Source organism: Paraburkholderia unamae (assembly GCF_003096875.1).
GTDB lineage: Bacteria > Pseudomonadota > Gammaproteobacteria > Burkholderiales > Burkholderiaceae > Paraburkholderia > Paraburkholderia unamae.
This window is the reverse complement of record NZ_QEOB01000012.1, coordinates 122,279-142,529: the sequence shown is the minus strand read 5'-3', so window position 1 is coordinate 142,529 and position 20,251 is coordinate 122,279. Positions and strand designations below refer to the sequence as shown.

At 67.4% G+C, this 20,251-nt stretch carries 16 protein-coding genes; 13 read left to right on the top strand and 3 right to left on the bottom strand.

The annotated features are described in order from the left end of the window. Nucleotides 1-8: 8 nt before the first annotated feature. Complete coding sequence (locus C7402_RS24625; protein WP_116612490.1) at nt 9-1,376, bottom strand: diguanylate cyclase; 1,368 nt, start codon at nt 1,374-1,376, stop codon at nt 9-11. An 8-nt stretch (nt 1,377-1,384) separates the two neighbouring features. On the opposite strand from C7402_RS24625, the gene C7402_RS46380 reads away from it, so the two are divergent. The 12 genes from C7402_RS46380 to C7402_RS24570 all read left to right on the top strand — a co-directional run bounded on the left by C7402_RS46380 (nt 1,385) and on the right by C7402_RS24570 (nt 16,882). Next, the gene (locus tag C7402_RS46380; protein WP_133254542.1) at nt 1,385-1,777 is read left to right on the top strand and encodes a hypothetical protein; all 393 of its coding nucleotides are present in this window, start codon (nt 1,385-1,387) and stop codon (nt 1,775-1,777) included. Nucleotides 1,778-2,136: 359 nt separating this feature from the next. Continuing rightward, nucleotides 2,137-3,354: a non-hydrolyzing UDP-N-acetylglucosamine 2-epimerase gene (wecB, locus tag C7402_RS24620; RefSeq protein ID WP_116612489.1), complete on the top strand. Its 1,218-nt coding sequence runs from the start codon at nt 2,137-2,139 to the stop codon at nt 3,352-3,354. An 89-nt stretch (nt 3,355-3,443) separates the two neighbouring features. After that, nucleotides 3,444-5,693, top strand: a complete 2,250-nt coding sequence (locus C7402_RS24615; protein WP_244314929.1) for a cellulose biosynthesis cyclic di-GMP-binding regulatory protein BcsB — start codon at nt 3,444-3,446, stop codon at nt 5,691-5,693. Between the two features lie 39 nt (nt 5,694-5,732). After that, a complete protein-coding gene (locus tag C7402_RS24610; RefSeq protein ID WP_112175087.1) occupies nt 5,733-7,433 on the top strand; it encodes a glycosyl transferase family protein in 1,701 nt (566 codons plus the stop codon). Next, nucleotides 7,430-9,805: a bacteriophage N4 adsorption protein A gene (locus C7402_RS24605; RefSeq protein WP_116612488.1), complete on the top strand. Its 2,376-nt coding sequence runs from the start codon at nt 7,430-7,432 to the stop codon at nt 9,803-9,805. The genes C7402_RS24610 and C7402_RS24605 overlap by 4 nt, the downstream gene beginning before the upstream one ends. Before the next feature lie 15 nt (nt 9,806-9,820). Further along, nucleotides 9,821-10,522 carry an alginate O-acetyltransferase AlgF gene (locus tag C7402_RS24600; RefSeq protein ID WP_116612487.1) on the top strand — a complete coding sequence of 234 codons (702 nt, stop codon included), beginning with the start codon at nt 9,821-9,823 and terminating at the stop codon, nt 10,520-10,522. A gap of 47 nt (nt 10,523-10,569) precedes the next feature. Continuing rightward, the gene (locus C7402_RS24595; RefSeq protein ID WP_116612486.1) at nt 10,570-11,532 is read left to right on the top strand and encodes an alginate O-acetyltransferase AlgX-related protein; all 963 of its coding nucleotides are present in this window, start codon (nt 10,570-10,572) and stop codon (nt 11,530-11,532) included. Between the two features lie 6 nt (nt 11,533-11,538). Next, nucleotides 11,539-12,642, top strand: a complete 1,104-nt coding sequence (locus C7402_RS24590; protein WP_116612485.1) for an alginate O-acetyltransferase AlgX-related protein — start codon at nt 11,539-11,541, stop codon at nt 12,640-12,642. 34 nt (nt 12,643-12,676) lie between these two features. Beyond that, nucleotides 12,677-14,581, top strand: a complete 1,905-nt coding sequence (locus C7402_RS24585; protein ID WP_208948994.1) for an HAD-IIIC family phosphatase — start codon at nt 12,677-12,679, stop codon at nt 14,579-14,581. Continuing rightward, entirely contained in the window at nt 14,578-14,829 is a 252-nt protein-coding gene (locus C7402_RS24580) for an acyl carrier protein (protein WP_116612484.1), read from the top strand. Before C7402_RS24585 ends, C7402_RS24580 begins: the two co-directional genes overlap by 4 nt. 42 nt (nt 14,830-14,871) lie before the next feature. Next, the gene (locus C7402_RS24575; RefSeq protein WP_116612483.1) at nt 14,872-16,461 is read left to right on the top strand and encodes an MBOAT family O-acyltransferase; all 1,590 of its coding nucleotides are present in this window, start codon (nt 14,872-14,874) and stop codon (nt 16,459-16,461) included. 13 nt (nt 16,462-16,474) lie between these two features. Next, complete coding sequence (locus C7402_RS24570; RefSeq protein WP_116612482.1) at nt 16,475-16,882, top strand: VOC family protein; 408 nt, start codon at nt 16,475-16,477, stop codon at nt 16,880-16,882. 15 nt (nt 16,883-16,897) lie between these two features. Here C7402_RS24570 and C7402_RS24565 read toward each other — a convergent pair whose 3' ends face one another. Together C7402_RS24565 and C7402_RS24560 are read right to left on the bottom strand one after the other, a co-directional pair. Continuing rightward, the gene (locus C7402_RS24565) at nt 16,898-17,770 is read right to left on the bottom strand and encodes a DUF4434 domain-containing protein (protein WP_244314928.1); all 873 of its coding nucleotides are present in this window, start codon (nt 17,768-17,770) and stop codon (nt 16,898-16,900) included. A gap of 321 nt (nt 17,771-18,091) precedes the next feature. Then, nucleotides 18,092-18,547, bottom strand: coding sequence for a MarR family winged helix-turn-helix transcriptional regulator (locus tag C7402_RS24560; RefSeq protein ID WP_224044714.1), 456 nt, complete (start codon nt 18,545-18,547; stop codon nt 18,092-18,094). A 440-nt stretch (nt 18,548-18,987) separates the two neighbouring features. Here C7402_RS24560 and C7402_RS24555 point away from each other — a divergent pair, with 440 nt between their 5' ends. Next, entirely contained in the window at nt 18,988-20,250 is a 1,263-nt protein-coding gene (locus tag C7402_RS24555) for an amidohydrolase/deacetylase family metallohydrolase (protein WP_116612481.1), read from the top strand. Nucleotide 20,251 lies beyond the last annotated feature (1 nt).

Genomic DNA, 20,251 nt, shown 5'->3' with positions numbered 1-20,251 from the left:
CGCGGCTATCAGGTCGCCGAAACGAGGACCCGGTTTCGCCCACTCTCCTTCGCGCGAAAAAGCGCGTCGTCCGACGATTTGAGCAGCTTCAGGTAATCCGGATGACCGTCGTGCGCGGCAACGCCAATGCTGACGGTGACCTGAAACGATTGCCCGTGCGCCGTGGCGACAGGATGGGAAGCCACGCGGCGGCGCAGATTTTCCGCGATTTCAATCGCATGAGCGAGATCCGTGTCCACCAGCACGACAAGAAATTCCTCGCCGCCGAGCCGGAAGACATAGTCGCTGGCACGAACACATTGACTGAAGCTCAAGGCCAGTTGTTGCAGCGCTGCGTCGCCGGCGTCATGCCCAAACGTGTCGTTGATCTCCTTGAAGGAGTCGGCGTCGATGGTGAGCGCGCAAAGCGGGGTGGCGTTCTTGCGGGCGAAGTCGATCTCGCGGCTCATGACCACCTGCAAATAACGCCGGCTCAGCAACCGCGTAAGCGCGTCGCGTCCCGATTCGATGTGATCGGCGGCCTCGAACAGCGCGTTGAGAAGAAAGTCGATGGTTCGGGTCTGGTCCCGGATGTCGCGCAACAGCTCGATGCGCCTCGCCGCATCGTCCTCATGGGAAATCCTCAGCACGACCTCGTCAACCGTGCTCAACTGCGCAACGATGGCGTAGACCTCATTCGAGCCTTCGAATACGTGAACACCCTTGTGGGTCAGCCACAAGCCGAAGTCCGACTTCGACAGCGCGGGCAAACGATTGCGCTTTTCGCCTGAAGCGATCGCGTACATCAATTCATTTTCCCAATCGAGTAACGCCGCACGCTGCCTGTCCTTTTCGGCGCCAATATCCTGAGCGGCGGCAAACAGCCGATACGACTCGGCGGATCTCGCATTTCTTTCGTGCGAAATGGCATACGAATGACACATGATCTCGATCGCAAAACCCATGACCTCCGAAACGTATTCGGCGCACGCAATGCGATCGGTTAATGAGATACCCGCCAGCCGCTCGAAGATATCCACGTCCAGGCGGCGCGAGCCCCGCATTACCAGATAGGCGGGAATGCCGATCCTTGCGTGGATTTCACCGATCTCCTGCTGCCTGCGCACCGCGGCCTGATATTCGCCGCTCACCGCGGCCGAAAATACGTCGACCAGCCAGCCTTGCATTGCGTCGTGCAGCCTCGAATGCACCAGCTCGTTTGACAGAAAAAATTCCGCGGCCGAATCGGCCATCATGCGCGAATAAAACGAGGATGCCAGTTCCGACTTTCGATCCCGAACCAGGTGTAGAACGTGGTCGTGAATGGTTCCGGAATAACGGGCGGCAATCACGCGCCATTCTTCCACTAATTTCTCAACAACATCTGAGGTTGGCATGATACGAAATGAAATCCGCTAGGGTTGGCTGCACCCGCAACGGGCGGGCTGAAGAGGGGCCGGGTCGGTTCGAAGGCCGATTCTACGCCATCCGGCCCGAACCGTTTCGGCCATGGCGGCGCGATTCATTCCCGGAGCCGATGATGGCGACCAGGAACTGGGGTGGCACAATTTTATCCGTTGAAAATCCGGCAAATCGCTCAATTCGGGGGTGTGTCCGCATGTTCCTGAGACTCCTGCGCTTTATCGTTAACTGGCGCATCCATCGACGAGATAAAAAAGCATTCAAGATGCTACTTTTAATCAAATCCGTCTTTTCCAGACTCAAAATCGCCGCGGCAACGAAACCCGATCAAGCAGCGCTATCCAGTGGAGCATATTACTCGGCGCTGAAAGGTTAACTATTGTCAAATACAGCGGATTTGGCCAAATAGAAGATTTTCAACGGATTTTTCCGCCGATATAATCGGCTTCAAATCGAGATAAGACGCGCGGCAATCCCGCCGTTTTTCATCAGATATCAGGTGCGCACGCAACGGTAAAGACCAAACCCGCGCGGCTCGATAAAAATCGCCTGCCATCATTATGGTTCGGGCGACGCATATTCATGCCTTTGTCGTAACAATCGGGGTTTCAAATCAAATAAAACAAGCTGCGGCCCGGTATTGCCATCACACCGGCCACGGCGGTTCTCGCCTGCCTTTTGGGGAATACGGCCCGAAGCAGGCAGCAGAAGATAAGTGCAAGGACGACCATAACAATGCCTGTACGAATCATGTCGGTTTTCGGCACGCGGCCGGAAGCCATCAAGATGGCGCCGCTCGTCAAGCGGCTCGAATCAGACGGGGAAGTCGAATCGATCGTTTGCGTGACCAGCCAGCACGGCTCGATGCTCGAACAGGTGATGGCGTTCTTTCGCATCACCCCCCAGTACGATCTCGCGCTGATGACCGCGAACCAGACGCTCAACGGTCTGGCCTCGCGCCTGCTCGGCGCGCTCGACGATGTGCTGGAGCGCGCCAAGCCCGACCGTGTGCTCGTGCACGGCGACACCACCACGGCCTGCATGGCCGCGCTCGCCGCGTTCCACCGCCGCATTCCGGTCGGCCATGTCGAAGCGGGCCTGCGCACAGGCAACCTCCAGCAACCCTGGCCGGAAGAGATGAACCGCCGGGTCGTGGACGTGGTGAGCGACCTGATGTTCGCCCCCACGGCCGGCTCGAAGGCGAATCTCGCGCGCGAGTCGCTGGCCGGGCGCGTGATCGTCACCGGTAACACGGTGATCGACGCGCTGCACGAAACCACCGCCCGCCTCGACGCCGACGCGGCACTGCGCGCCTCGCTCGAAGCGCGCATGCGCTTCGTCGACGGCAAAAAACCGCTGCTGCTCGTGACCGGCCACCGCCGCGAAAGCTTCGGCTCCGGGTTCCAGAACATCTGCGCCGCGCTCGCCGAACTCGCCCTCGGCGACGACATCCAGATCGTCTATCCGGTCCACCTCAACCCGAACGTGCGCGGCCCGGTGCAAGCGGCGCTCGGCGGCATGCGCAACGTGCACTTGATCGAGCCGCTCGATTACGTGGGCTTCGTCTGGCTCATGCAGCGCGCCTCGCTCATCCTCACCGACTCGGGCGGCGTGCAGGAAGAAGCGCCCGCGCTCGGCAAGCCCGTGCTCGTGATGCGCGATGTGACCGAACGCCCCGAAGCCGTGGCGGCGGGCACGGTGCGCCTCGTCGGCACGGCGCGCGAGTCGATCGTCGAGGCCGTGCGCGAGCTGCTGCGCGACCCGCAGGCTTACGGCGACTTCGCGCGCCGCCTCAATCCCTATGGTGACGGCCACGCCTCGGCGCGCATCGTCGCGAGCCTCACCGGGCGCAGTTTCGACGAGTTCGCCCATCCTGGCGTCGAAGCAAACCGGACGGCAAGCCCCAACGCGCCGTCACGCGACGCCCCGTTCGACGCCATCGCGCGTGTGTAACGCGCCTGCGCGCCCTTTCGAGCCGATCTGAGCCGATTCCAACCGAATCGCCCCACTTCGAGCCCTTCCGACATCCCACGAGCCCGGTCATGCTGCTGCCCCAACGTCCCTTCGCTTCGCGCCAACGCACTTCCCGAACCACCCTCACGTCACTCGCCCTTGCAGCCGGCCTGCTGCTGCCCGCGCTCAGCCACGCCAGCGCGACGGGCGACAGCCTGCGCCAGCTCACGGCGAACGCGGGCGTCACGCGCAGCGTCGCGCTGTCCGATCTCGGCATCACCGATGCGGTCGTGCTGACGGGCGGCGCGAGCCAGGACTTCTATTTGCCGGTGCCGAAGAACCTGACGCTCGCCAACGCCGCGATCGCGTTCGATGGCCACTACCTCAAGGGCCAAACCGGCACCGCTTCGGTGGTGCTCTCCGTGGACGGCCAGCCTGCGCTCTCGCAGGCGCTTGCCGACGGCGACGGCCTGCTGCAACGCTCGCTCGCGGTGGCCCCGCGCGTGCACGGCGCCGGCTTCGTGCGACTCGGCGTGAACCTGCTTTCGAATACCGGCGTGCGCCATTGCGAAGATCCGAGCGCGGCGGCCAACTCGATCGTCATCTCGCCGCAAACACGCCTCACCTACCGCGTCGAGACGCGGGCCGTGACGAGCCTTGACGACGCCTGGAGCACGCTGCCCGGCGCGCCCGTGCTGCTCGTCTCCGGCGCGCAACTGGAGCAGGCCGCGTTCGACAGCGCCTGGCGTCTCGGCGTCGCGCTCGAGCGCGGCGGCAAGCGTGTTTCGGTGCGCACCCTGCCGGCCGTGGGCGAGAATGTCGACACGCGCGGTCTTGCCGTACCCGACGCGCTCGCCGCCATACCCGCCTTCGCGGCGCTGCGCGACAACACGGCGACGCACAAGCTCGCGAGCGACGCCGAGCTCGGCGCGCTGATCGTGCTGGGCGCCCCGAGCGCGAGCGGCGACGTGGTGGTGGCCGACGCCGCGCTGCGTGCGCGGCTCGCCGGCGCGCTCGACGCGCTGAACGCGCAGCTCGCGAGCGACCCGGACGCGCAAGCCGGGCTGAAGGCCTGGCGCGCGAGCCATGCGACGCTGGCCGACACGGCCCTGGCCGCGCAGCAGATCCGTCTGGCCACGCTCGGCGAGCACACGGTCCTGGCCGTCTCGCCCGACGCGGGCGCGCAGGCCGCCGGCCTCTTCGACGACACGCTGCGCCGCGTGCTGACGACCGACAGCGTCGTCGCGCCGATCGCGCGGCCCGACCAGCGCAACAACGGCAAATTCGTGAGCCTCGCGAATCTCGGCGGCTCCGCGCAGGCGTTCGACGTGCTGGCGCGCGGCGACTGGACCGTGAGCTTCCCGCTCGCCGCCATCGCCGCCGATTCGCGCATGCCCGCCGAAATCACGCTTTATGTGGCGGCGGCGCCGGGGCCCTCGTCGTCGCGTCCGGTCGCAACGATCTACTGGAACGGCGTCCTGCTGGCGGCAAAGCAGCTTCGCGCCGACGGCCAGCCCGAGCAGCTGCGCGCACGCGTGCCGGGCTACGTCCTGGGCGTGAACAACAACCTGCGCCTGTCGGTGCAGCGCCAGCCGTATTCGGCCGACTGCAACGAGACGCCGCAGGCCTATCCGGTCAACGTGCTGCCCGCATCGAGCTACATCAGCGCGGGCGACGCCGCGCCGAACGGCACCTTCATCGGCCTGCTGCCGCTCATGGCCGGCCACCCGCAACTGATCGTGCCGCGCCGCTATCTCGCCACCGCACCCGACGCTCTCTCGCGCGTGATCGGGCTCGCGCTCGCGAGCGGCCTCTCGCCGACGCAGACCGAGCTCACCGTGGCCAACGGCGACGCGGCCGTCAAGCCCGCAAAGCCGTTCCTGGCGATGGAAGTCGCCATCGACGGCGCGTCGCCTTCCGCGCGCGTGAGCGACGGCCGGCGCCTCCAGATTCGCGGCACAACGGTCGACTGGCTCGACGTGACGGGCCTCACGCACCTCTCGAGCGCCGAAGTCGTGAGCGCGCACGGCGAAGACGGCTTGCTGTGGTACGCCATCGGCGCGACCCCGGCCGCCGGCGCGCAGCCGGCCGCCGTCCAGCCGTTCGTCCTGAACCGCGGCAATCTCGCGATCCTCGGTGACAGCGGCCCGCTCGCCTGGATCGACAGCGGCAACCCGGACGCGAGCATGCCGCCGGGCGCCGGCGAAACGCAGTTCTACGAATGGCGCCGCTACGTCTCCTGGGGCGTGCCGATCATCGCGATCACGTTGTTCGTCTTCCTGACGCTGTTCATCCTCGCGACGCGCGCGCGCCGCAAGAACCAGAACAACGCCGAATAACGCCGAATAACGCCGGATTACGCCACTCCGCAGCGCGCCATGATCTCCTCGCTCTACTGGCCTTATCTCATCGCCGACTACTACCACGCGCTCCAGATGGTGAGCGCCGTGGTGGGCGTCGTCATCCTGCTGTCGAGCCTCGACGACCTGTTCATCGACGCCTGGTACTGGGTGCGGCAGATCTGGCGCTCGCTCACCGTCTGGCGCCGCCACACGCCGTTGCAGGCTTCGCAGCTGCGCGCGGTGCCGGAGCAGCCGCTCGCGATCATGGTGCCCGCGTGGCTCGAATACGACGTGATCGCGCCGATGCTGGAGAGCATGGTCGGCACGCTCGAATACAAGAACTACATGATCTTCGTGGGCACGTACCGCAACGACGAGCGCACGCGCAACGAAGTCGAGCGCATGCGCCGCCGCTACCGGCAGCTCGTGCGCGTGGAGGTGCCGCACGACGGCCCGACCTGCAAGGCCGACTGCCTGAACTGGATCGTGCAGGCGATTTTCCGGCAGAACTCGCAGCAGCCGGTGCCGTTCGCGGGCGTGATCCTGCACGACAGCGAGGACGTCCTTCACCCGCTGGAGCTCAAGTACTACAACTACCTGCTGCCGCGCATGGACTTCATCCAGTTGCCGGTCACGTCGCTCGAACGCGAATGGTACGAACTCGTGGCGGGCACCTATATGGACGAGTTCGCCGAGTGGCACTCGAAGGATCTCGTGGTGCGCGAGAGCCTCTCGAAGATGGTGCCCTCGGCGGGCGTGGGCACCTGCTTTTCGCGACGCGCGCTCGAATTGCTCGCCGCCGAAACGCAGAACCAGCCGTTCAATACCGACACGCTCACCGAGGACTACGACATCGGCGCGCGCCTCTCGCGCAGCGGCATGAAGCAGATCTTCGGCAAGTTCCGCGTGGAGTACGTGACGCGACGCACGGCGCTGTTCGGACTCGGCAAGGAAAAGATCTCGACGATCTCGATGCCGCTCGGCATTCGCGAGTATTTCCCGAATACGTTCCGCACCGCCTACCGCCAGAAGGCGCGCTGGACGCTCGGCATCGGGCTTCAAGGCTGGGCGCAGGTGGGCTGGGAGGGCTCGCTCGCGGTGAAGTACCTGCTGTTTCGCGACCGCAAGGGCCTCGCCACGTCGTTCATTGCCATCTTCGCGTATGTGCTGCTGCTGAACTTCATCGCGTTCTGGATCGCCGGGGCGCTCGGCTGGTGGACGCTCTACTATCCGTCGCTGTTCTCGCCCAATGGCTGGCTCGCCACGCTCATGGGCCTGAACGCGTTCGCGCTCGCGCTGCGCGTGCTCCAGCGCAGCTACTTCGTGCATCGCATGTACGGCTGGGAGCACGCGCTGCTCGCAGTGCCGCGCATGGTCATCGGCAACTTCATCAACGCGATGGCCGCCGCGCGCGCCTGGCGCCTGTTCCTCGTGCATGTCTTCACCGGCAAGCGGCTCGTATGGGACAAGACGATGCACGACTTCCCCTCGACCGATCAGCTCACGCAGCAGCGTCAGCGCCTGGGCGAGCTGCTGCTCTCCTGGCAGGCCATCGACGAAAGCAAGCTCGCATTCGCGCTGGAGGCCCAGGCGAACGAGCGCAAGCCGCTCGGCCAGATTCTCGTCGAACAAGGCTGGCTCGACGAGGCCACGCTGCACGAAGCCATCACGTTCCAGCAGGATGCGCAGGGCGCCGCGCCATCGATCGAGGCCGCCCAGGCGGAAGCCGCGCGATGAAGTTGCGTCCGTTCTTCCCCGTGCGGGCGTGCGGCCAGTCCGCCCGCCGCGCGCAGCGCGCCGTGTGCTGCGCCGCGCTCGCCGTGAGCTGCGCGGCGCGCGCTTATGGCGTCGAAGCCGTGCCCCAGGCTAAGCCCAACCCGGTGGCCAAACCCGCTGCGGCACCGCACGCGGCGACCCGCGAAGCGCCACTGGAAGGCGAAGCGTTCCGGCTCGGCGACGCGGCCTTCACGGCCTACAACCGCAAGGACTACGCCGCCGCCGACGCGCTCGCCGCGCGCGCACTCGCGCTGCGTCCCGACGTCACGCGGCTGTGGCTGCTGCGCGTGTACGCGCTGCAAAACCAGAACCGCCCCGCCGACGCGCTGGACGTCGCGCAAACCGCGCTCGCGCAGGGCCGCCGCGACCCGGCGCTCACGGCCGCGCGCAACACGCTGCGCGCCTCGCTTGCGGGTGCTCATGCCGCGGGCGCCACGGCCACGCCGACAACGCAAACGCCGGCCTGGAAGCTCGGCGACGAAGCCTACAAGGACTATGCCGCGGGACGCTACGCCGAGGCGGCCGACCACGCCCGCGAATCGTTGCGCCTGCAACCGGACAATCCGGGCCTGCGCGGCCTGCTCATTTATTCGCTGGAGCGCCAGCAACGCTTCGAGGAAGCGTCGCGCGAAGCCGACGCCGCGCTGCGCCTCACGCCCGACGATGAGACCTTGCAGGCGTTGCGCGACCGCATGCACCGGCTGCTCGCGCCGGCGCCCGCCAAGGCGGCATGGGACGCCTATCGCACCGGCGACTACGCCCAGGCCGCCACGCTCGCGCGCGACGCCATCCACCAGGCGCCCGATGTGCAGAGCTACCGCTATCTGCTGACCGGCGCGCTCCTGAGCGAAGGCGAGTACACGCAGGCCGACACCGCCGCCACCGACGCGCTCGCCCAGGACGGCGACGACGCGCTCTCGCTCGCCATGCGCGGCTTCGCGCGCGCGCAGCTCGGCCAGACCGACGCGGCGCGCACCGACCTGAACAAGGCGCTCAAGCAGGACTGGCTCTCCGATGCGCAGATGGCGACCGTCAAACGCATCGCCGCCGATACGCTGCGCATGAGCATGAGCGCGAACGCAGGCACGGGCGGCGCCAGCGTGCCGGGCGCCGTGGCCACGTCCGTGGCTTCGGCCTCGTCGGCCTCGCCGGCCAGGACCGCGCCCGTGGTGTTCTGCACCTCCGATCCGCAAGACGTACTGTGCAACCTGCTGCCGGCAGGGTCGAGCCTCGCGGGCGCGGGGCCAGGCTACGACGCCGCCACGCGCGCTTACGCGGACTTCGCGCACCGCGACTTCAGCGCGGCGGCGAGCGCGGCCAGCGAAGCCGTGCAGGCCGCGCCCGACAATCTCGCCTATCGCCTTCTGCTCGTGAACGCGCTGGAACGCGCGGGCCGCCACAAGGACGCGCGCGCGGCCTTCGAGCCCGTGACGCAGCGCACGGACGTGCCGCCGGGCGAATGGCTCGACGTCGCCTACACCGCGCAACGTCTCTCGTACAACACCGAAGCGCGCAACGCGTTCGCGAACGCCGTCGATGCGAACGACGCCGGCCAGATCGAACTGGCCGCGCAAACGCGCCAGAACGTGCGCCAGGCCGTGTCCGACCTCGACCGCACGTGGGGCTTCACCGGCGCGCTCGGCTACGGCACGGTGGGCGTGATGAACTCGGCGTTCTCGCCGTCGCTTTCCGCGCGGCGCACCTTGCAGTCGTCGGAAGAACTGTATTGGCGGCCGCCCGTCATCGGCAACGTCGACGGCAGCGTGTTCGAGGTCTACGCGCGCATGAACCAGGCGCTCTACGACGGCACGGGCGGCTCGACCGGCCTGCCGACGAACCAGGGGGTGCTCGGCGCGCGCTGGAAACCCTTCGCACGCCAGAACTTCGTGTTCGCCGTCGAGCGCTTCGTGCCCATCGGCAGCGACAGCCGCGCCGACTGGCTGCTGCGCGGCGCCTGGTCCGCCGGCGAAGGCGGCAGCCTGCGCGTGGACCGCCCGAACTGGCCGTACTGGCAGATCTACGCCGAAGGCGACTACTTCATCGAGCATCCGCAAACGCTCGGCACGTTCGAAGCGCGCTACGGCCGTGCCTTTGCCGCCGCGAACAATCTCGTTGCGATGCCCTATCTCGCGCTGAACGCGGGCTACGACAGCCTGCTCGCGCGCCACGCGACCGCAGGCGTCGGGCCGGGCGTCGCGATGCGTCTGTGGTTCCGCGAGGACCGTCATCACGCGCCGCAATCGTTCGTCGAACTGAACGTCCAGTACCGTGTCCGCGTGGCGGGCGACGATCGCTCGGACGGCATCTTCGCCGGTCTTTATTTCTCATACTGAGTCGTGAGCCCGTCCATGCCCTTCCGCTCGCCCCTTCGCGCTTTCTCCCTCGCCGCCGCGCGGCTGACGCTCGGCCCCCTGGTCACCTTCGTTGCCCATGTCGCCCACGCCGCGCCCGCCGACGACATGGCGCACCTCTACGCGCTGCCGCCGGACGGTTCGGTGTACGTGCGCGTCGTCAATCCTTCGGACACGCCGGTCGCCGTGCAACTGGGCGCGGGCGCGAAGGCCGAGACGATCGGCGCGAAAGGCCGCATCGGCACCGACTATCGCGCGATCCCCGGCGGCGCGCTCACGCTCCTCGTTGACGGCAAGCCGGCCGGGGTGGCGGGCGCCCTGCCGCGCGGCGGCTTCGTCACGCTGATCGTCGGCCAGCCGGGCGCGGGCGTGCAGCCCGTCGTCGACGAAAGCCCCGCGGCCGACGGCCTGAAGGCCGAGTTGTCCGCGTACAACCTCGTGCCCGCGTGCACCGCCGCGATCCGCGTGGTCGGCGGCCCGGCCGTGTTCGGCGCGCTCGCCTACGGCGCACGCGCGGCGCGCGCGATCAATCCGGTTTCGGCCTCGCTCGACGGCGCCTGCGGCGCGCACGTCTCCGCGCCGCAGGCGTTGCCCGCGCTGAAGGCCGGCGACCGCTACAGCCTGTTCCTCGTCGGCACGGCCGGGCATCCCGCGCTCGTCGGCATGCTCAATCGCACCGAACCCTGGCACGCGCACTGACGCGCCGTGTGTCCTCTCACGACTGCAACGCCCTTTCCGCCCGCACCATGACACTCAAACAACGACTCGCCGGCCTGCTGATCGCCTGCACCTGCCTCGCCGCCACCGCCGCCCACGCGCAAGCGGTGCTGATCGGCAAGGACAACTGGCTGTTCTACGCGCAGGACAACCTGACCGACGCCGGCAAGCCCGGCATCGACAACGCCGTGCAGCTCATGAGCGCCGCGAAAGAGGCGCTCCAGGCGCGCGGCATCGGCCTCGTGGTGCTGGTCGCGCCGCTCAAGGCGCGCTTTTACGAAGACAAGCTGCCGGCCGGCACGGCCATCTCGCCCGCCGCGCGCGAGCGCTACGCGAACATCGTCGCCGGGCTGCATGGCGCCGGTATCCAGACCGTGGACCTGATGCCCGTGCTCAAGAGCGTCGAGCACGACGACCAGACGGCCTTCTTCCAGAAGGACTCGCACTGGACCGCCTGGAGCGCCGAAGCGGCCGCCGCGGCGACCGCCGACGTGATCCGCCAGAACTGGAAGCTCGGCGGCGAGGCCGGCACCGGCACGCCGCCCGGCAACTGGATCAAGGAACGCCGCTTCGCCGATTTCGCCGAACTGATGACGGCGGCGCAGCGCAAGGAAGTCGGCCAGGAAATCTATGTCGTGCGCGCGAGCCAGCCGCAGTCCGGCGATCTGCTCGGCGGCGACGCCGCCGCGCCCGTGCACGTGGTGGGCAACAGCTTCGTGCAGCCGTATCTGGGCTATCCGCAGGCGCTGTCACATGCGCTCGACCGGCGCGTGGGTCTCACGTGGAAGTACGGCAACTTCGGTCCGTGGGCCGTGTTCCTGCAATACCTCGAATCGCCCGCGTTCCAGCAGGCGCGTCCGCAGGTCGTCGTGTGGCAGCTCAACGAAGTGCAGATGATGTACGGCCCGAACACGAGCGGCCAATGGGACGCCGCGTCGCTGATGAGTGAAGCCGACTGGAAGCGCCGTGTCCAGGCCGCCATTGCGAAGTAACGCGTCATGACCGTGCCTCGTCCCACGACTCCCGGCTCGCATCGCCGCGCGGCGCTGTGCTTCGCGGCGCTGCTCACGGCCGGGCTGCTGCTCGGCGTGCAGCAGTCGACGCGCGCGGGCCTCGGCTCGCTGGCGCCCGCCCAATGGCTCAGCGGCGCGGCGGGCACGCAGTTGAGCGCGACGCTACGCGTGCCGTACCGCGAAACGCTCGAAACCGCCGACGCCGCGTGGCGCTACCGCGTGTTCGGCCAGCTCGGCGCGCAGGTTCGCCAGGGCTGCCCCGGCTGGCTGTTCTACACGGACGGCCTGCGCGCGCCCGTGCCCGACGCCGGCGCGGTCATGTCCGCGCGCATCGCGCTGATGCGCCGGCTCGTCGCCCGGTTGCGCGCCGAGCATGTCGCCGTGCTGGCCGTGACGGTGCCCGACAAGTCGCGCCGCGAAACCGGGGCGCTCTGCGGCCTCTCTCGCCCCGCCGAAACGGCGGCGCAACTGCCGCGCTGGCAGCACGCGCTTGCCGAAGCCGGCGTGCCGCAAGCCGATTTGACGAGCGCGCTGGCGAGCGTGCCCGCACCGTTCTACCGCACCGACGTGCACCTGAACCAGCCCGGCGCGGCGGCCGCCGCGCAAGCCGTGGCGGCAGCGGCGCTGCCGCTCGTCGGCAGCCGCGGCGCGCTGCGCTACGACGTCACGCGCGCAGCCGCGGCCACGCCGCGCATAGGCGACCTGCTGACGCTCGCGGGCCTCGCGAACGCACCCGCCGGGTGGCGTCCCGCGCCGGACCGCTACGTGCCCGAGCAGTTCTCGCAGCCCGCGAGCGGCGGCCTGCTCGACACCGGGCCGGCCGTCACGGTGATGCTTGCGGGCAGCTCGAATTCGCGCCGCAGCAACTTCGCCGAACAGCTCGGCCAGTCGCTCGGCGCGCCGGTCTGGAACGTGAGCCGCGACGGCGGCAAGTTCGCCGACGCGCTGATGCAGTCGATGGAAGACCGCGCGCAGTGGCCGCCCACGCTCAAGCTCGTGATCTGGGAGATGTCGGAGATGTCGCTCGTGCAGCCGCTCTCGGCCCAGGAAAAAGCCGCCTTGCGCGACGGCGTGCACGCCGACCTGTGACGCGCTCCATGATCCGCTAACGAGGAACCATCAGATGTCCGAATTAACCTGGCTGCCGCGCACATCCGACTGGGCAAAGCGCCTGAACGCCCTGCCGCGCGAGCACACGCCGGACTGGCACGCGCTCGTGCGCCTCGCCAACGAGAACCTCGACTTCGTGCAGACGGGCAAGCTCGACAAGCGGCTCGTCAAGGCTTATGGCGGCACGCCGCCCGAGACGCTGGACACGCAGCCCGTGCGCCTGGCGGTGCTCGGTTCCTCCACGGTCGATCAACTGCTGCCGGGGCTGCGCGTGGGCGCGCTGCGCCACGGCTTGTGGACGCAACTTTACGTGCCCGCTTACGGCCAGGCGATGCGCGAGTCGCTCGACGCGGCATCGGGCTTGTACGCGTTCGCGCCGAACGTGGTGCTGTGCGCGTTCGATGCGCCGCACCTGATCGGCGACGACACCACAAGCCTGAGCGCGGAACAAGCGGAGGTACGCGTGGCGCGCATCGTCGGCGACTTGCGCGCGCTGTGGCAGCGCGTGCGCGAGCGCACCGAGGCGCACGTGATCCAGCAAACGCTCATGCCCACGCTGCTGCCGCTGATGGGCGAAAACGAGTCGCGCCTGCCCGGCGCGCCGCTCACGCTCCTGCGCCGCGTGAATGCCGCCCTGCGCGAAGCCGCGAACGCCGAAGGCGTCGATCTGCTCGCGCTCGACGACGCCTGCGCCCATGACGGTCTCGCCGCCTGGCACGACGCGCGCCTGTGGCTGCGCGCGAAGCAGGACGTCTCGCCGTCCGCCGCGCCCCTGTACGGCGAGCGCGTGGCGCGCCTCATCGCCGCGCGGCGCGGCGCGAGCGCGAAATGCCTCGTGCTCGATCTCGACAACACCTTGTGGGGCGGCGTGATCGGCGACGACGGCCTCTGCGGCATCGTGCTCGGCCAGGGCAGCGCCGAAGGCGAAGCCTACGTTGCGTTCCAGCGCTACGCGCGTGACCTCACGCGGCGCGGCGTGATTCTCGCCGTGTGCTCGAAGAACGATGAAGCCAACGCGCTGCTGCCGTTCGAGCAGCACCCGGAGATGGTGCTCAAGCGCGGCGACATCGCCTGCTTCGTCGCCAACTGGCAGGACAAGGCCACGAATTTGCGCATGATCGCGCAGCGCCTGAACATCGGACTCGACGCCCTCGTGTTCGCCGACGACAACCCCTTCGAGCGCAACCTCGTGCGCGAGCAACTGCCGATGGTGCGCGTGCCCGAAATGCCGGAGGACCCCGCGCTCTACGCCGCCACGCTTGCGCAGGCGGGCTGGTTCGAGAGCGTCGCGCTCACGGGAGAGGATCGCGAGCGCGCGACCCAGTACCAGGCCAATCAGGCGCGCGAAGCACTGCGCACGAGCGGCCAGGATCTCGCCTCGTATCTGGCGAGTCTCGACATGGTGCTGGAGTGGAATACCTTCAATACGACCGACTTGCCGCGCATCGTGCAGTTGATCGGCAAGACTAACCAGTTCAATCTCACCACGCACCGACACGGCGAAGCCGAAGTGCAGGCCATGATGCGCGACCCGCTCGCGGTGCTGCTCCACTTCCGCCTGAAAGACCGCTTCGGCGACAACGGCATTATCGCGATCGTCGCCGCCGTGCCGGATACGAACGAAACGGCGCGCGAAGGCGACTGGCGCATCGACACGTGGCTCATGAGCTGCCGCGTGCTCGGGCGCGACGTCGAGCAGGCGACACTCGGCGTGCTCGCCGACGCCGCGCGCAAGGCGGGCGCACGCCGCCTGATCGGCGAATACCGGCCCACGCCGAAGAACGGCATGGTGCAGGGACATTACCCCGGCCTCGGCTTCGCGCCGCTGGCCAGCTCGCAAGATGCCACGCAATGGGTGCTGGATCTGGGCGACTTTATTCCTTCTCACACTCCCATCGAAATCCGGAGCATGCAATGACCGAAGCAGACATTCTCGACGCCCTGACCGACATCTTCCGCGACGTCTTCGACGACGACAGCGTCGTCATCACGCCCGCCTCCACGGCGGCGGAATACGACGCGTGGGACTCGCTCTCGAACGTGAACATCATGGTCGCCGCGGAAATGCGCTTCGGCGTGCGCTTCAAGGCCTCGGAGGTCGAGGGCCTGCGCAACGTCGGCGAACTCATTGCACTGATCCAGCGCCAACTCGCGGCCCGGCGCTGAACGACCGCCTCCACCGCTCACGTCCGAGAGAAAAGCACCGCCATGCTGTTCAATTCCCTGCCCTTCCTGCTGCTGTTCCTGCCCGTCGCGCTGGGCGGCTACTACCTTGCGGGCGCGCTGCGCCCCGTGGTGGCGGCGGCATGGCTGTGCCTCGTTTCGCTCGCGTTCTATAGCTGGTGGAACCCCGTGTTCGTGACGCTGCTGCTCGGCTCCATCGCGTTCAACTACGCGCTGAGCCGCGCGATGCTCGCAACCGAGGCGAGACCGCGCCTCCAGGCCTGGCTGCTCGGCGCGGGCATCGCGGCGAATCTCGCGCTGCTGTTCTACTACAAGTATCTCGCGGCGCTGCTCGGTTTTCTGGCGACGCACGGCCTGACGGCGCACGCCATGGCGGACACGATCCTGCCGCTCGGGATTTCGTTTTTCACGTTCACGCAACTGGGCTTCCTGCTCGACTGCCGCGCGGGGGTCGTGCGCGAGCGCGGTTTCGTGAGCTACGTGCTCTTCGTGACGTTCTTTCCTCATCTGATCGCGGGGCCGATCCTGCATCACAAGGAAATGATGCCGCAGTTCGCCGATCGCGAGAGCTATCGCTTCAAGCCCGAGAACCTCTCGATCGGCGCACTGATCTTCATCATCGGGCTCGCCAAGAAAGTGCTGCTCGCCGATGCCATCGCGCCCTGGGCTGAGGCCGGCTTCGAGCGCACGGGCGAGCTGCAATTCCTCGCCGCGTGGGGCACGGCGCTCGCGTATGCGCTACAGCTCTACTTCGACTTCTCCGGCTACTCCGACATGGCGATGGGGCTCGCGAAGATGTTCGGCATCCGCTTCCCGCTCAACTTCAATTCGCCGTACAAGTCCACCGGCATCATCGAGTTCTGGACGCGCTTTCACATGACGCTCACGCGTTACCTGACCGCGTACCTCTACAACCCCGTGGCGATGGCGATCGCACGCGCGCGGGCGCGCAAGGGCCTGCCCGTCGGCCGCAAGGCGACCGCGACGGCGCGCGGCTTCGCCAGCATGATTCTCTTTCCGACGATGTTCACGATGGGACTCGCGGGCGTGTGGCACGGCGCGGGGCTTCAGTTCCTCATTTTCGGCCTGCTGCACGGCGCCTACCTGAGCGTGAACCACGCGTGGCGCCAGTTCGGCCCGAAACGCACGGCACCGACGCGCGGCCTCACGCGCGCGGGCTATGTGCTGCTGACGTTCCTCTGCGTCGTGTTCGCGTTGCTGTTTTTCCGCGCGCACAGCACGGCCGACGCCTTGCGCGTGGCGGCCGGCATGCTCGGCCTGCACGGCATGGAGCCGCTCGCGCCGCTCGGGTTCCCGCTGCATGCGCTCGCCTACGGCGACGCCTGGGGCGTCGGCGACCTCATGCGCCTCGTGTTCGAGCGCTGGGGCGAAGGACTCCTGATTATCGTGCTACTCGCGCTCGTGTGGTGCGCGCCGAACTCGAACCAGATCGCCAACGTCTACTCGCCCGCGCTGGAAGGCCCGGCCGAGGGCGCGCCGCGCTGGCTGCAATGGCGGCCGACGCTCGCGTGGACAGGCGTATGCATGCTCGTGCTCGGCTATGCCATGCTGAATCTCCAGCACACGGCGCGCTTCCTCTACTTCCAGTTCTGACGCTTACCCGCCCATGCTGACCGAATTCGATTGCACGTTCCATCACATCGGCATCGCCTGCCGCGACCTCGACGCAGAGCAGTCCGGCTGGGCCGCGCTCGGCTACGCGCAGGAAGGGCCGGAGTTCGAAGACCCGCTTCAGCGCGTACGCGGCCGCTTTCTGACCGGCCCCGGGCCGCGCCTCGAACTGCTCGCGCCAACGGCCGAAAATTCGCCGGTCGAGGGCGTCATCAAGCGGCGCACCAAGCTCTATCACCAGGCGTTCGTCACGCCCGCCTTCGACCGCGCGCTGGCGGCGATCGAGGCGATTGGCGCGCGGCGCACCGCGGAGCCCGCCCCCGCCGTCGCTTTTGGCGGCAAGCGCATCGTGTTCGTGCTGCTGTTCAACGGCAACATCATCGAGTTGATCGAAGCCGCCTGATTCAGGGCGCCGCGCTCAGGCGGTCGCGGCACGCCATGCGTCGAGCAACGCCTTCGCGCCGGGCTCGTCGCCGATCACCCACGGGTCGATCGCGAAGGCCACGATGTCGTGCGCGCCGTAGTCGCGCGCGATGGCCCATTGCGCCTTCACACGCGCGTAGCTCGCCGAGCGCGCGGTGAAGGTATCGGCGCCGGGCTGCGCGGGCGGCAGGTTCTCGAACAGTTCCAGAATCAGGTCGAACGCCACGCCGCGCGAGACGAACAGATCGCGCAGCGGCTGCAATGGCGCATAGGCGGCGACGCCTTGCGCGCCCGCGCCGTCCTGGATCATCGGACGCACCGTCGCCTGCTCGATCAGCACACGCCACAGGCCTTCGAGCGTGGCGTCCGTGTCCAGGCGGCTGTGGAACGTCGAAATGCGTGCGGTCTCGCCACTCGTTGCGCGCGCAACTTCGGCAAGGGTATTGAGCCACGGCACCAGCTTTTGCACGCGCGTGGCATCCCCCCAACTGTACTGTTCGATTTCGTACGGCAAATACCAGCCCCGGAACGCGCGATGGCGCGGCCACGGCGCAGCGCGCATCCAGGCCGTCGTGCGCGTGGCGGTGCTCGCCAGATACGCGTCGAGGGCGTCGCTATCGGCACCGCCGAGAACCTTCCACCATCGTTCGTCGTAAGGCAGACCCAGATGCACCGTCATGCCGAGTTGCGCGCAGTCGTCGAGCAAGCCCTGCAAGAGCGCGTCCGGCGCGATCCAGGTATGATCCGCGTCGCCGTCGATACCCACCCATTGCACGAAGATCGTCGTGCAACCCAGCGCATGCGTAGCCACGAGGCGCTGCTGCCATTGCTCGCGCGTCCAGCCCAGATGCTCTCGCCAGAGCTGCACGAACGTGCCGCCCGTCGCGGCAGTGGGCTCGCACGCAGCAAGAGGCAGGCAAGCGGCCAGCGCAGCCGCGCCGAGGAATCGGCGACGCGAGTGCGACAAGCGCGGCGGATGTATCGGCATGGGCGAGGGGTTGATGGAGTCAGGCTGCGGGTGGTCGGAGGGGCGCCGTCTCGTGACGCGTCATGACACGAGCGCGAGTGCGGGGCATATTGTAGTGCCTGATTGCAATCCGAGGAGCGAGGCGAACGTTGTCGCTCGCAGCGGGCGGCGCGGCCTATGCGAAGTGCGCGCGCTCACCCCGCCGAGCGAGACGAGCAACCCTCACGCCGCGCCCGCCTCGCTTTCATCCTGCGCGAGCAACTGGCTGTCGGGCAGCCGGAAAGGCACGGCGCTGTCCGGATTATTGGCCTCGACCAGCCGGATCAACTGCAACATGAACACATCGCGCTCGACGGGCGACAGGTGCTCGATCGTGCGATCGTGCGCGCGCTGCACGGCGCTCGCCATCTTCCGGACCAGACGCTTGCCCGCAGGTGTCAGCTTGACGAGCCGCAGCCGCTTGTCGTGTTCGACCTGGGTGCGGCTCACGAGCCCCCGTGCATTCAAACGCGGAATGACTTCAGCGACGCTCGAACGCTCCAGCCCGACTTCGATGGCGAGCGAGTTCTGATCCATCTCCCCGAGCGATTCGAGCGCCGTAAGCAGGCTGTACTGCACCGGCGTGATATTGAACTCGCTCGTTTCCTGCGCGAACAGGAAGGTATGGATCTGATGCATGCGCCGTATCAGAAAGCCCGGCCGCGAAAACAGCGGCGAACGCGCCTGCCGCCCGGCGAGTTCCGCGCGGACGCTTTGAATGTCAATGGAATCGGTGACGGTGGTTGGCATGAAGTCGGCTCAGAAGGAAATGGGTGAAATTCGAACGCCCCGATGCGCATTCTAGGCCGTAACCGCCGCTCATCGCAAATACGCGGTACACCAACGAATCCCCATAAAAAGGCATCGCGCCTGCGCTTGGTGCACGCGCCGGCCGGCACTCGCCGAATCGGTGCGAACCGGCCGTTCAAACCTCAGCGGCATGGCGCGCATCGGCCCGTGGCTGCGACCATAAGTCACTGATCCGAAGCGGAAAATGCGCCCGCGGAAAGCCGCGCGAAAAAACCGGCACACTATTTGCGGTACACCACGCATCTCCCCACTCGGCTATCGACCCGTACATGTCACAAGTTCTGCTCAAAGGGGGCCGCGTCATCGACCCCGCCCGCGAAATCGACGCCACGCTCGACGTTCTGGTGGAAGACGGCGTGATCGCCGCCATCGGCCCCGACCTCGCGAACGAGGCGCCTCAGGCGCAACGGATCGATTGCGGCGGCAAGCTGGTGCTGCCCGGCCTCATCGACACGCACGGCCACATTTATCAGTACGTGACCGGCCGCTTCGGCCTGAACGCCGACCAGTGCGGCGTGCAGTCGGGCGTGACGACGATCATCGATCAGGGCGGACCGAGCTGCATCACGATTCCGGGCTTTCGGCACTACGTGGCCGAGCGTTCAGCCACGCGCGTGCTGGCCTTCATCTCCGCGTATCTGGTCGGCGGCCTCGAAGGGCACTACTACCCCGACCTGTATCGCCCCGATTGTCTCGATGCCGAAGCGACCATCAAATCCATTCAGGCGAATGCCGATCTCGTGAAGGGCATCAAGGCGCACGCCGAGATCGGCGGCTTCGCGCGTTGGGGGCTCGATGTGATGAAGATCGCCGCGCAGATCGGCCGTGGCGCGCAGTTGCCCCTGTATATTCACTTCGGACAGTTGTGGCCGAAACCCCGCAGCGGCGGCCTGCCTGTCGAGCCCGACACGATCTTCGATCAGGTGGTTCAGACGCTCAAGCCGGGCGATATTCTCGCGCATCCGTTCAGCCGCCATCCGGGCGGTTTCGTTGAGGAGAACGGACAACTGCATCCACTCGTGCACGAAGCGATTGCGCGCGGCCTGAAGATCGACGTGGGCCACGGCTCGCATTTCAGCTTCAAGACGGCGCGTATCGTGCTCGATGCGGGCGTGGTGCCCGACACGCTCGGCGCCGACATGCATGGCTACAACACGCACGTTCCCGCCCCCGCCGGCACGCCGGAGAGCCATCCCGACGAAGAACACTCGTTCCTCGGCCGCACCCAGTTCAGTCTCGTCAGCGCGATGACCAGCATGCTCGCGCTCGGGCTGCCCCTGCAACACGTCGTCGCGATGGCGACCTGCAATGCCGCGAAGATGGTCGGCATGGAAGACCGGATCGGCTCGCTGGAAGTGGGACGCGGCGCGGACATCAGCGTGCTGGAAGACCGCCGAGGCCGCTGGGTGCTGGAAGACAACGAAGGCACCCAGATCATCACCGACCGCATGCTGTCGCCGCTGTTCTGCCTGAGAGACGGCGTGCGTCACGACGCCGTTTCGCCCACCCTGCCGCTCGCACGCGCGGCCTGAC

What these genes read in the sequence shown, in the direction of transcription:
- wecB (WP_116612489.1), top strand. Translation starts at nt 2,137, where the DNA reads ATGCCTGTACGAATCATGTCGGTTTTCGGCACGCGGCCGGAAGCCATC.
- C7402_RS24615 (WP_244314929.1), top strand. Translation starts at nt 3,444, where the DNA reads ATGCTGCTGCCCCAACGTCCCTTCGCTTCGCGCCAACGCACTTCCCGA.
- C7402_RS46380 (WP_133254542.1), top strand. Translation starts at nt 1,385, where the DNA reads ATGAAATCCGCTAGGGTTGGCTGCACCCGCAACGGGCGGGCTGAAGAG.
- C7402_RS24610 (WP_112175087.1), top strand. Translation starts at nt 5,733, where the DNA reads ATGATCTCCTCGCTCTACTGGCCTTATCTCATCGCCGACTACTACCAC.
- C7402_RS24625 (WP_116612490.1), bottom strand. Translation starts at nt 1,376, where the DNA reads ATGCCAACCTCAGATGTTGTTGAGAAATTAGTGGAAGAATGGCGCGTG.
- C7402_RS24575 (WP_116612483.1), top strand. Translation starts at nt 14,872, where the DNA reads ATGCTGTTCAATTCCCTGCCCTTCCTGCTGCTGTTCCTGCCCGTCGCG.
- C7402_RS24560 (WP_224044714.1), bottom strand. Translation starts at nt 18,547, where the DNA reads ATGCATCAGATCCATACCTTCCTGTTCGCGCAGGAAACGAGCGAGTTC.
- C7402_RS24555 (WP_116612481.1), top strand. Translation starts at nt 18,988, where the DNA reads ATGTCACAAGTTCTGCTCAAAGGGGGCCGCGTCATCGACCCCGCCCGC.
- C7402_RS24580 (WP_116612484.1), top strand. Translation starts at nt 14,578, where the DNA reads ATGACCGAAGCAGACATTCTCGACGCCCTGACCGACATCTTCCGCGAC.
- C7402_RS24595 (WP_116612486.1), top strand. Translation starts at nt 10,570, where the DNA reads ATGACACTCAAACAACGACTCGCCGGCCTGCTGATCGCCTGCACCTGC.
- C7402_RS24585 (WP_208948994.1), top strand. Translation starts at nt 12,677, where the DNA reads ATGTCCGAATTAACCTGGCTGCCGCGCACATCCGACTGGGCAAAGCGC.
- C7402_RS24600 (WP_116612487.1), top strand. Translation starts at nt 9,821, where the DNA reads ATGCCCTTCCGCTCGCCCCTTCGCGCTTTCTCCCTCGCCGCCGCGCGG.
- C7402_RS24605 (WP_116612488.1), top strand. Translation starts at nt 7,430, where the DNA reads ATGAAGTTGCGTCCGTTCTTCCCCGTGCGGGCGTGCGGCCAGTCCGCC.
- C7402_RS24590 (WP_116612485.1), top strand. Translation starts at nt 11,539, where the DNA reads ATGACCGTGCCTCGTCCCACGACTCCCGGCTCGCATCGCCGCGCGGCG.
- C7402_RS24570 (WP_116612482.1), top strand. Translation starts at nt 16,475, where the DNA reads ATGCTGACCGAATTCGATTGCACGTTCCATCACATCGGCATCGCCTGC.